Origin of the sequence: Desulfosarcina sp. (assembly GCF_033791525.1) — a bacterium.
Lineage (GTDB): Bacteria > Desulfobacterota > Desulfobacteria > Desulfobacterales > Desulfosarcinaceae > Desulfosarcina.
On the sequence record NZ_JASJGN010000256.1, the window covers coordinates 1 to 10,794 of the forward strand.

The window sequence follows — 10,794 nt, forward strand, 5'->3', positions numbered from 1 at the left end:
AGCAGCGACATGAGCATGGTTCCGTTGACGCCAACCACCACCAGGCCGGCCAGAATCCACAGGCCGACCAATACATGCATGCGACTGCCCAATCGATGCATGTCAGCCCCTCCTCTCCGGATTTGCAAGTATGTAGCGGTAGTTGAAGACAACCTGGAGCTGACCCGCCCGTTTTCGTTTGTCGTAGGAGATGTCCATGTGCTCAATCACCAGATAGGGGTAAGCATCCTCCACGGCGGCAATCCATCCAACGATGGCCGGCACCGGTCCGGCAGCAAAAATCGAAATAGAGGCCGACCGGGTGTCCTGGGCGTTGTCATCAGCCTCCACCTGCATCTGCTGGAGACCAAAATCCCAGGAGAGCCGCTTCAGATCGTTCTCAACCACCAGAAACCCCAGGCCAAACGATTTCACTGCATGGGTCAGCCGGGAGCGTTGCCGATGCACCTCCTGGATGCCGGTTTGCCTGGATTGTAAATAGTGCAGATCCCTCTGAAGGGTTCCCAGTTCCAGACGCCGCGATTGGACCTGGTTGACAAGAAGGAAGTTCCAGCCGGTCATGGCCAGCACCACGCCCCAGATCACGCCAATGGTCAGCCATTTTTTACCCAGTCGGGTCTTCATGATATTTCGAAACCGAAATTGATCTGATAAACAGGTTTTCTTCCATCGCCTTCGCTGCGGTCCAACTGGATGCTCACATCCTTTTCCTGAAGGGCATTGGGCTTCAGGTTGAATCGCTGGTTGAGCTGATTCAAAAAGACGGCAAGCATGGCCTTGAATGCATCCGGGTTGTCCGCATCGACCACCGCCTCCATGTTGAGGACGGGTGTGCCTGACACGTCGAGAGAAATCTTTCTCACCGACACCCCGTCGGGCATGGCCAGAAGCGTTCGCATCAGGGTGCCGCTGCCGGAGGGTCGCTCCAGTTCCCGGGTGATTTCGTCAAGCGCCTGGGATATGTCCTGAAGGGCCATTTCCGGCGGTTCCGAGGCAATCGATGTCAGTTCGATCATCTGCCGGTCGACCGATCCTGACCAGAGATAGAGGGCACCGGATTCGACGGTCAGAAGAACCGCCAGGAACAATCCCACGGCAATACCGGCCCATTGCACCGGCCGCCACGCCAGTTCATTTTTCAGTGGCCGATAGGATAGGTAGTGCTCCCCGTTCCGGGTCAAATCCGGGGCCGTGAATACCCGGCAGGACGGGCAGGCCATCGCTTCGTCCGGGATGCCCGGCGCTGTCTGCAAGGAAGGCAGTTCCTGGACTTCCCGGCCCAATAACTCGGTCAGTTGATCCACGGCCGACGCGTCCGGCGCCAGCATGAACAGGCTGTCCACCGCGCTTTTGGTTTTCTGTGAATAAAGGTAAAAAGACTGATTGATTTCATAATTCAACAGGTTGTAGATCTGGGACGCGTCACCCTCGGTGTCCGGAATTTGAATGTTGCGTGAGAAAAGGAACTGTCCCATGAAGAAAAAATAGAGAAAACAGTCTGTCTCGCCCAGATGAATGAACCCGATCCCTTTGTGTGAGAAATCTTCGACCATCTCACCCAGTTTGGCCTGCCACACCTGGGCTGGCGTGGTCATGCGCAGCGGGCTGATGCCAAGGGTCTCCAACCGTCGATAGAGCCGATAAGCGATCTCCTCCTGCAGATAAAAAGTGTATAACTGCTGGCGGTGGTCCTGATCCTGGACAACGGCATAATGATAGAAATCGCCGGCCTGGGTCAGCGTGGGCTGCTCCAGTTTTAATTTGCGCTCGATAAAGGCAGTGATCACGGATGTTTTGCGGGCCTGAAACTCGTCAAAACGACTGCCCATCCAATAGTCCGGAACGACAAGCAGCCGGTTGACCGATTGCAATGCCGATTTCGGCAGATCAGCTGCCTTCACGCTCCCGTCTATAAAGCCCTCCAGAGGCAGGTTGGCCAGCGTCTGGAAGCGGCCGTCCGTTGAAACCATCAGAAAACTGATCGTCTCTTCACTGGCAATGGTGATCAAGGATGGTTGGCGTCTAATCATGATGGACCATTTATCGGCACTTAATTCGCGAAGTTAACCTTATTTATGATCTTTTTTTGGCGGGCCCATTTTTTAACGCCTAAAATAGCCTAAATCTGTCTGCCCGCCGGCCCCCCTGCAAACAGCGCAGAGGCTGTGCGCCGTGACGGTTCATGCTTTTTTCATCACCAGAAGCGGTCTTGTTTTGACTTATTTAACGAATATGCTAATTATGATGGACAGATAGAGTGGCTTTGACTGGATGCTCAACACCAACCCGGTGGATGACCGACAGTGGATTGGGGCATCTTTCATTTCAGGAACGGCAATCGTGGAGGTCTTCAAGATGAGAAAAATCTGGCTCACTGTTTTTATGACAACCCTTGTTCTCGGCGGATGCTCGGGTATCCAGGTGAATCAAGACTATGATCCAGCCACCGATTTTAAATCGATGCAAGCCTACCGCTGGGAATCGGAAACCCAGGAAAAAACCGGTGATCTTCGCATCGACAATCCCCTTCGCAACACCCGCATCCGGACAGCAGTGGAACGTCAGCTCTCCGACAAGGGATTCGTTCAGTCAGCAGACGGCGCCCCGACCTTCCTGATCCGCTATCAATACACGCTGCGCCAGAAAATCGAATCGGACGGCACCAGTGGTGGCATCGGGTTCGGTATCGGCAGCTTTGGTAGCAGTGGCGGCGTGGCCATCGGCACCGGCAACAACATCCGTGAATATGATGAGGGCTCCCTGACCATCGATTTTGTCGATGCGACATCGCAAACCCTGCTCTGGCGGGGAACCGGAACCCAGCGGTTCCGGGAGTACAAGGACCCGGAGAAAGCCAGCCGGGATATCGACACGCTGGTGGAAAAGATCCTGGTGCAATTTCCACCCCAGACGTAAAGGGAAACATGAAGCCTAACCGCCCGTTCATCAGTCCAATGGAGGACCATTGAGCCTATTTTTCGACAAGCGCGACCGCGATCTTCTCACGATCGTCAATGGTGTGCTGAGCAGATCCACCCCTGCCATCATACGCAAAAAAGGCCTGTTTCCCTGGTTTCATCCTCACGGCATCAAAGAACTGGCCGAAACCCGGGGTCTTCGCATTGCCTACGCCGTCATCCACCTCCTCGAGTCTTTGGAGGCCGGAGATCTGGAAGATCGTCTCAACGCCCTGCGCTCGCTGCGTGACGAAGTGCTGCATGCCTCGGCCGGCACCCTGCCGAAGAACGCCGCACGGGTGCTCCTGTCCATCATGAAGGATCTGATACGGGCCCACGGCCACGAACTCGAACAGCTCAAGCTGGCCCATGATTTCAGGCGGGTGGCCAGCGGCAAACCCAGCATCGTCAGAAACATGCTGCGGCGCTACCACCTGCTGGAGATGCCTGAGGCCTGGAATCAACTGGCCTTCGACGATCACGTGCACGACATCAACACCAAGGGTCGCAAATCAGCCTCCCACCTGATCATGGATGCCTGGATCAAGGGCATCCGGCGTCTGCGGGTCATCTACTACAATTTCATCGATCCCCCATCCGCCGCCGAATTGATCGAGGCCGCCCAGATCATGGGGGTTCAAATCCGCATCGGCATCGAGTTCTCGGCCCGTTTCCAGGGCAAGTATATCCAGCTGATCTGGGTCCCCCGTGGCTTTTCCGATGCCCAGTCGTTCCTCTGTTTCCTGGCCGAAGAACCGGTCAGGCGGCTCATGGACCAGGGCCGCGCAGTCACCCGTTACCGGCAGCGCTACGTGCTGAACATCCTGGATGCCTTCAACCGGGTTCACCGGCCTGCGATCAACGCCGACACCCATCTGGATATCCCCGTGCTGGACGCCGGCCGTTTCCTGGCATTTGTTCGGCCCGGCCAGCCGTCCATTCTTCACCTGGCCAAATACATCCACCACCAACTGCTCCCGCTGATGAAACGCAAGGTGGAGGAACTGCGTGGCGCCTGTGAAAGCGCCGATGAAGGTCACAAAGCGGATATGGCAGCACGGGTGGAACGAATGAACGACCTGGACTCGGAAACCATCGTCCGTCAGTTCCTGCGGCCGGCGGCCAATCCCGACATCCCCGATCCCAACCAGGTCCACGACGACCCAGACACCCCGGAACTGCTCCTCCTGGCGCCCCGGCAGGTGCTGGAACAGGTCACCGGCCTGCACACCGGCTTTCGGGTCACCTTGAACCTGACGGATCTGCTTCCCGAGGACGTGGTGGAAATTCTCTACGACTGCGACGGCCTGATCAGCCGGTTGGAAATCTTCAACCTCAAGGACTACACCACCGGCAAGACCTGCTACATCGAGGAGATCAGCGAGCTCCAGCTGGCACTCAACGAAGGCAATGCCATCAATCTGAAGCGGGTCATCCGGCGAATCATCGGACGACTGGCCACCGCCAAGCCCTTCCCTGGCAAGACGGAGCGCATCGAGAAGCTGGGCATCATCCTCCACGATATCTCCGCGTTCACGGCCATGTATAGCTCCATGCATCTCAAACCGAGAATCGGCAGCGACTCAACCGGCCACTCCTCACGCATGTACGGCATGGGGCTGGCCATCCTGGAGACACTTCCCCCCAACGCCCGCCGATTGTGCAAGCATCGCCAGCATGTGGCGCCGGGAGAGATCCCCTGCACGGTCGGCGACCCGTCGGAACCGCCGAACCGGGCCATCCGCAGCGTGATTCCTTTCAGGATACCGGTTTATAAGCGGGTCACCTATATCCCCTATAGAAGCCCCAAAGGGTCCCAGGGGCTTCACCAGCGCCTGATTCAACATCTGCCACTACTCAAGGTGCTCGGCAAAAGCCTTCAGGTCGACTGGCTGGTCCAGCCCCACCTCACCCGCATGCAACCGGAAGGGAACATCGTCACCTTGGGAGGGATAGCCGACCGGTCGGATAACTGTCTACGGCTGGAATGCAGTCCGATCACTGCACCCAAACCCAAAATTACTCCCTTTTACCTGAACAGTACGGCGAGAAACGGGCTGAAAATACTCATGGGATTCATTCCGGCCTTTCTTAGCTTCTACCTGACCAACTCGTGGTGGGTGCTGGCCTATTTGGGGGCGTTCATCTGGTTCGGCATCACGGGGGTCAGAAACATCGTCCAGTCGGTGCTGGGCGGCGGCGGCATCAGTCGTTCGCCGCTGTTGCGCTGGAACGATTACGTCAGCTGGGTAAGGATATCCGATTCGCTGCTGTTTACCGGGTTTTCCGTGCCGCTGTTGGACTATCTGGTCAAGACCCTTTTTCTGGATCGACTCATGGGCATTACGACGGCGACGAACCCGATGGCCCTTTACACCGTCATGGCTGTGGCCAACGGCATTTACCTGTCCAGCCACAACCTGTTCCGGGGGCTGCCCAAAGGTGCCGTGTACGGGAACTTTTTCCGCAGCATCCTCTCCATACCCATCGCCATCGTCCTCAACATGTTCATCGGTGCCCTGCTTGGAATGTTCGGCGTGACGGGTATCGACGGGCATCTGCAAAAATGGGCGGCGGTCATCTCCAAGGGTGCCTCGGACACCGTGGCCGGGGTGATCGAGGGAACGGCCGACCGGTTCAGCAATATTCAGACCCGCTTCCAGGACTATGCGGACACCCTGTCCCAGCTCTTTGACACCTACGGCCGTTTAGAAGCCCAGCTTCCGGAGCTGAATGTGTGGGAAACGCTCGATTCCATCGGCAAGGAACGCATCGATGCCAATGCCGATGCCAAGGACCTGGAAAAACTCATCGTCATCGGGGCCCTGGACCTGCTCTACTTCTGGATGTATCAGCCCCGGGCGCGCACCGCCCTCAAGTACCTCTTTAAAACCCTCTCCGACGAAGAGAAGCGCATTCTGGCAGGATGCCAGACGATCCTTAAACGCGAACGGGAAATCAGTCAGATGTTCATCGATGGCGTGGTGGGGATAAACTTCTCGAAGGGGCTTTCCTTTTACCTGCAGTGCGCACCCGGCTATCTCAAAGCCATGGACCGGATTTTTAAACCAGGCGCCCGGACGTCGGTCGATTGAACCCTCCCGGCGGACCCGATGAGCGGGGTCTCTGCTTCGCTCCGACAATCGACGGGGAATGCGCTCGCTATCGCTGTTCAGGGTAGCCGAACCGGGGCAGATGGCGCACGTTCTGGCACCTTTATCAAGCCCGCTTCAATGGGCGGTTGGCGGAACGATCACACCGGTGCATCCGGAACAAGGCCATCGGCGGGCGACTGTGCGGCCGGAAGACTAACGATAAAAGTCGCTCCCTTTCCCGGTTCGCTCTCTACCCGGACGGCGCCACCCATATCCGACAGCGCCTGGCAAACCACGAAAAGTCCGATACCGGTGCCGCTGTCCTTGCCCCGGGTGGTAAAAAAGGGCTCAAAGATGCGCCCCTGGTGTTCGGGTTCGATACCCGGGCCGGTGTCCGCGATGAAAATCACCCGCTGCGGCAACACGTTCGGCGACGCCTGACCTGCCGCGGCATCGTGCATCAGCCCCACCGTCATCGTACCACCGCTGTCGGACATGGCCTGGGCACTGTTCACGCAAAGGTTCATCAGGACCTGGAAAACCAGGGCCGGTTCGGCCCAGACGGTATCATTTTCATCTTCGATGGTATTGTGGAACATGATGCTCAGGCCGTAGGTGGGGTGAAGCAGTTTGAATACTTCGGAAACAACCTGCCCGAGCCGGACCGGCTCTTTTTCGGCTTGGCGGCGACCGGCAGTGGCCAGAAAGTGGCGCACCAGGTCCGTGGCGCGGTCACATCCGGTGAGAATGCTTTCGGCCCTGTCGGCAACCGTGTCGCCATCGTGCGGCTGGTTTCTGAGCAACTGGGCATAGGCGGAAATACCGGTGATGATATTGCTGAAATCATGGGCCACGCCGCCGGCCAGCCGACCCATGGCCTCCAGCTTCTGCGACTCGATGACCTGCTTTTCCAATTCCTTCTGAAAGGTGATGTCCACCAGCAGCCCCCTCAACCCTGAACGACTGCCTCCCGACACGACCGGGGTCGCGTAGAGAAGCGCCGGAAAGGCCTCAATATCCGGGCCGCTGACCACGCAAGCCTTCCCGCGACGGTCACCGGTTTGCGCCCATTCGTCGAGATCGGGCTCGCCGGGCAGGAAATCGGAGAGCTCGATACCGTTTGGGATCGACGCCTCACCCAGGCCCAGCATGTCCAATCCGGACCGGTTCAAAAAAGTGATATGGCCCTTTGCATCGGTCTCGAAGACCGTCTGGGGAAGCAGATCGCAAAGTTCCTGAAAACGGTTGTCGGAGCGCCGCAAAGCGGTGGTTCTCCGGCGCACCATCCGCTTCAGGGCGATGTTCCAGACGAACACGGCGACCGCCAGACCGAGGACGGCGGCCAGCACCAGGGCACCGGCACGAAGCATGACCTGCCGCCGGGCATGGGCATCGGCGACGGAAAACCATTTACGATACAGATCTTCATACACGCCGTTCTGGTGCATCAGGTGAATGCCCTCGTTCAATTTCGCCAGCAATCGATCATTCCCCTTCTGCACGGCAAAGGCATAAGGTGCGCACGTCAGTGGCGGACCGGTCAGCGCGACATTGTCAATCTTGAAATAGTCCAGCAGCATCAGGGCGCTGAGGCGCTCGACGACGGCACAATCGTACCGGCCTTCAGCAAGCATCTGCAGGGCCTCCTGGGGTGAGGAAACCGGAATGATATGATCGGTGATGTCGCGATCGACGAGCCAGTCCTGGGAATAGGCCTGCGCATGAACGAGGATCTGTTTCCCCCGGGCATCATCGATGGATTGAATGGGCGATCCTTTTCGCACGAACAGGCAATAGAATACTCCGGCGTGGGTAATGGAGAAATCGAATTGTTTTTCTCTTTCCGCCGATCGGATCATCCCGGTGACCAGGTGGATATTGCCGTTGGTGAACGCTTCGAGAACCGTCTCCCACGAATCCAGGCCGATATCCACATCCATCTCCAGCCGGCGGGAGATAGCCTTGAGAAGATCGATGTTGAAGCCGTCCGGCTCGCCGTTCTCGTTGATGAATTCGTACGGGGGGAAGTTGCGGTCGCCGCGGGCGATCAGCGGCACGGCAGGGATGTCGGCCGCCGACAGAACCAGCGGTTGCATGGCAAGGAGCAGCAGCAGTCCGGTGCGACACCACAGCGTCATCAAACCCGTTTCCTATTCCGCCAGTGGCTTATTAAAGTTGAACAGGTCGGTGCGTTCCCACTGCCAGCCTTTATCCTTCATGCATTGGCGGATCAGCCGCATCTCGTCAAAGTTGTCATAGGTGTCGGGCTCATCACGAATGCCCTCTCTGACCGATTGTTGGCAATCTTCGTTGTCGATGGTCCACTCCCGCTCGCTTTTGTTCGGATGATAGGGTTTGTGGGTGCACGAGCTCGATGCAATCGATATCGCCAATACCAGAAACAACATCCAAAATAATTTATTTTTCATTTGCCGCGCTCCCGCACGATCAATTCGGGGAGGTTTCCCAAATCCCGATTGCTGATTCGCTTCCCGTTCATAAACACCGACGGGGTTCCGCGAACACCAATTTTTTTGCCGTTTTCAACATCTTCCTGGATCAGTCGGCGGCTGGATGCACTCTGGCGGTCCAGATTGAACTGGTCCATATTCAACCCCATCCCCCCGGCGATCTCCAGAATTTTCTCGTCGTTGACCTGCTTGTGGTTCTCGAGCAGCTGGCTGTGGAACTCCCAGAATTTGCCCTGACTGCCCGCAGCCAGCGCCGCCATGGCGCCTTGATGGGCGAATTGATGGTTGGAAAGCGGGAAGTGCTTGACCACATAGTTGACGTCATCGGGAAATTTTTCCAGCACCTGCTGGATATATTGCTCTAAGCGAGCACAGTACGGTCACTGATAGTCATCGAATACCACGAGGGTGACTTTCGCATCCCGGGGCCCTTTGACCGCCCTGCCGGACAGATCGATATCGTATATGCGGCTGAACCGGATGATGCTGATGCGGGAGGGTTCAGCGGCGGTCAGGACCAACCGGTCTGAGTCCTGATAGGCGATTCGGTCGAACTGTTTTTCAACCGGAATGCGGTCCAAAACGGCTTGATCGGTGGTCGAATAGATCAGCACCGCCCCAGGCGTCAGGACAAAGACCAGTTCTTCGGCCGGGTTGGTGGCCACATCCAGGATAGGTGCGCCGATGTCGGCCTTGAGGATGGTTTCAACCTCGAATGCGGCATGCAGTGACGCAGGCAGAAGCATAACCATTGCTACGACGGCCATTTTCATGAATCTCAACATGTGAATCCTTTGATTGGAGGTGAAAAATGGGAATACCGGATCGATTTGCCGGCCAACAATGGTCTCCATCGACCCGGATTGATCGTCTGCACAATACAACGAAAAAGCGGACCGGTGCAAGGCGCAACGACCGCTTTTTATTGTTTTCGGTGATGAAGCCCCAGACGTTCGACATCCGTCTTCGGACCTCCGACTCAGTCTTCAGTCACCCGTGATCCGTTTTCAGGCCTCGGTCCTGGTTCATCTGTGCGTTTCAATCCGCCGATTAATTGGTCGACGGCGTAATTGAAAATCTGCCCATGATCGTCTCCCTCTAAAACGGTGTCCTCCAACTTTTTAAACTGGGTCAGCCCATGCAGGGTCCCCCAGAACATGACGGCGTATTTTTTTTCATCCACCGGCCTGAAGATGCCGTCGGAGATACCTGTACGGATGAACCCGGCGATCAGCTCCAGGATATGGCTGCCTTTACGATCGATTTGCTGTTTCAGTTCGCTTCCGAGAATCACCGACGGCGTGGCCAGAAAGTAGTTGATGATGTCGAAATAATCTTTCTGCTCGCTGCTGAAACGCAGGTAGGCCAGACCGGTTTGACGGAGCTTTTCGTCGGGTGGCGTTTTGGCCCGACCGATGGCATCGATTTCGCGAAAGAGAATATCCAGCCCCTCCTCCTGAAGCGAGTAAAATATTTCCTCTTTGCTCTGGTAGTAAAAATAAATCGTGCCGACGCCCAGTTCGGCCGTGCGGGCGATCTGGTTGATACTGGTGGACTGAATCCCCTTTTTGAACAACAGCCGCCTGGCAGCCGTCAAAATCTGACGCTTGCGCGCTTCTTTCTCCCGTTCCCTTCTCTCTTTGAGTCCCATTGCTTTCCTGATTGAGATTGGCAGCCATTTCAACACTTGCTATCATCCCAACCGCTTGGTTGAGATGGCTTTGTGTTTACCCATCGCCCCCCACCGCATTGGCATCGCGTCATCCATGGTCCGGCCATCCATTGTTACCGGCCATCCGCAGATTTGAACCCCCCCCGCGGCAAGCCGCGGGGAATGCGCTCGCTATCGCGGTTCAGCGCTCCAGTTCCGCCTTGAATCGGCTGGCCATGCGACATTCGTAAAATCCCGGCACCAGTCGACTGGTCCAATAGGCAATTTTTCCCACGGCGGTGAGCACCAGCAGGTCTTTTTCCTTCTGGGCACCGCGAAAAATGGCCTCGGCGGCACGCTCCGGGGCGTCCTGCCTGCCGACCCTCGATTGCGGGTGTTGGGTGACGGTTCCATCCCCCCCCAGGGCACGGTCCTGCAGATGAGTCTTGATGAAGCCGGGGCAGACCACCATGACGTGTACGCCATGGTCCCTGACTTCGCTGCGCAGGGAAGTGAACAGGCCATGCATGGCGTGTTTGCTGGCGGCGTAGCCGGTGCGGCCCAACAGAGGCACCAGACCGGCGATAATATGCCACACCCCCCACCAGGCCACGAGAATG

At 57.0% G+C, this 10,794-nt stretch carries 9 protein-coding genes and 1 pseudogene; 2 read left to right on the top strand and 8 right to left on the bottom strand.

What is annotated here, in order from left to right:
* Positions 1-102: 102 nt before the first annotated feature.
* Both QNK41_RS12945 and QNK41_RS12950 read right to left on the bottom strand, forming a co-directional pair.
* The gene (locus tag QNK41_RS12945; protein WP_319257561.1) at positions 103-624 is read right to left on the bottom strand and encodes a hypothetical protein; all 522 of its coding nucleotides are present in this window, start codon (positions 622-624) and stop codon (positions 103-105) included.
* A complete protein-coding gene (locus tag QNK41_RS12950) occupies positions 621-2,030 on the bottom strand; it encodes a hypothetical protein (RefSeq protein WP_319257563.1) in 1,410 nt (469 codons plus the stop codon). Before QNK41_RS12950 ends, QNK41_RS12945 begins: the two co-directional genes overlap by 4 nt.
* Positions 2,031-2,271: 241 nt before the next feature.
* On the opposite strand from QNK41_RS12950, the gene QNK41_RS12955 reads away from it, so the two are divergent.
* Positions 2,272-2,916 (top strand): DUF4136 domain-containing protein, encoded by a 645-nt coding sequence (locus tag QNK41_RS12955; protein ID WP_319257565.1) that lies wholly within the window; start codon positions 2,272-2,274, stop codon positions 2,914-2,916.
* A gap of 49 nt (positions 2,917-2,965) precedes the next feature.
* Entirely contained in the window at positions 2,966-6,052 is a 3,087-nt protein-coding gene (locus QNK41_RS12960) for a hypothetical protein (protein WP_319257567.1), read from the top strand.
* A gap of 158 nt (positions 6,053-6,210) precedes the next feature.
* On the opposite strand, the gene QNK41_RS12965 is transcribed toward QNK41_RS12960, so the two are convergent.
* The 6 genes and pseudogenes from QNK41_RS12965 to QNK41_RS12990 form a co-directional block, all read right to left on the bottom strand.
* Positions 6,211-8,190 carry a transporter substrate-binding domain-containing protein gene (locus tag QNK41_RS12965; RefSeq protein WP_319257569.1) on the bottom strand — a complete coding sequence of 660 codons (1,980 nt, stop codon included), beginning with the start codon at positions 8,188-8,190 and terminating at the stop codon, positions 6,211-6,213.
* A gap of 12 nt (positions 8,191-8,202) precedes the next feature.
* On the bottom strand, positions 8,203-8,481 hold the full coding sequence (locus QNK41_RS12970; protein ID WP_319257571.1) for a hypothetical protein: 279 nt from the start codon (positions 8,479-8,481) through the stop codon (positions 8,203-8,205).
* Positions 8,478-8,891: pseudogene (locus tag QNK41_RS12975) on the bottom strand (DsbA family protein); the annotation flags it as partial. The pseudogene QNK41_RS12975 and the gene QNK41_RS12970, both read right to left, overlap by 4 nt.
* A gap of 12 nt (positions 8,892-8,903) precedes the next feature.
* A complete protein-coding gene (locus QNK41_RS12980; RefSeq protein ID WP_319257573.1) occupies positions 8,904-9,290 on the bottom strand; it encodes a hypothetical protein in 387 nt (128 codons plus the stop codon).
* A gap of 212 nt (positions 9,291-9,502) precedes the next feature.
* On the bottom strand, positions 9,503-10,174 hold the full coding sequence (locus tag QNK41_RS12985) for a TetR/AcrR family transcriptional regulator (RefSeq protein ID WP_319257575.1): 672 nt from the start codon (positions 10,172-10,174) through the stop codon (positions 9,503-9,505).
* Positions 10,175-10,376: 202 nt separating this feature from the next.
* Positions 10,377-10,794: SDR family NAD(P)-dependent oxidoreductase (locus QNK41_RS12990; RefSeq protein ID WP_319257577.1), on the bottom strand; the 418-nt coding region annotated here is incomplete at its 5' end.

Coding starts and splice junctions, on each gene's coding strand:
- QNK41_RS12945 (WP_319257561.1), bottom strand. CDS start 624: ATGAAGACCCGACTGGGTAAAAAATGGCTGACCATTGGCGTGATCTGG.
- QNK41_RS12950 (WP_319257563.1), bottom strand. CDS start 2,030: ATGATTAGACGCCAACCATCCTTGATCACCATTGCCAGTGAAGAGACG.
- QNK41_RS12955 (WP_319257565.1), top strand. CDS start 2,272: ATGCTCAACACCAACCCGGTGGATGACCGACAGTGGATTGGGGCATCT.
- QNK41_RS12965 (WP_319257569.1), bottom strand. CDS start 8,190: ATGACGCTGTGGTGTCGCACCGGACTGCTGCTGCTCCTTGCCATGCAA.
- QNK41_RS12970 (WP_319257571.1), bottom strand. CDS start 8,481: ATGAAAAATAAATTATTTTGGATGTTGTTTCTGGTATTGGCGATATCG.
- QNK41_RS12980 (WP_319257573.1), bottom strand. CDS start 9,290: ATGGCCGTCGTAGCAATGGTTATGCTTCTGCCTGCGTCACTGCATGCC.
- QNK41_RS12985 (WP_319257575.1), bottom strand. CDS start 10,174: ATGGGACTCAAAGAGAGAAGGGAACGGGAGAAAGAAGCGCGCAAGCGT.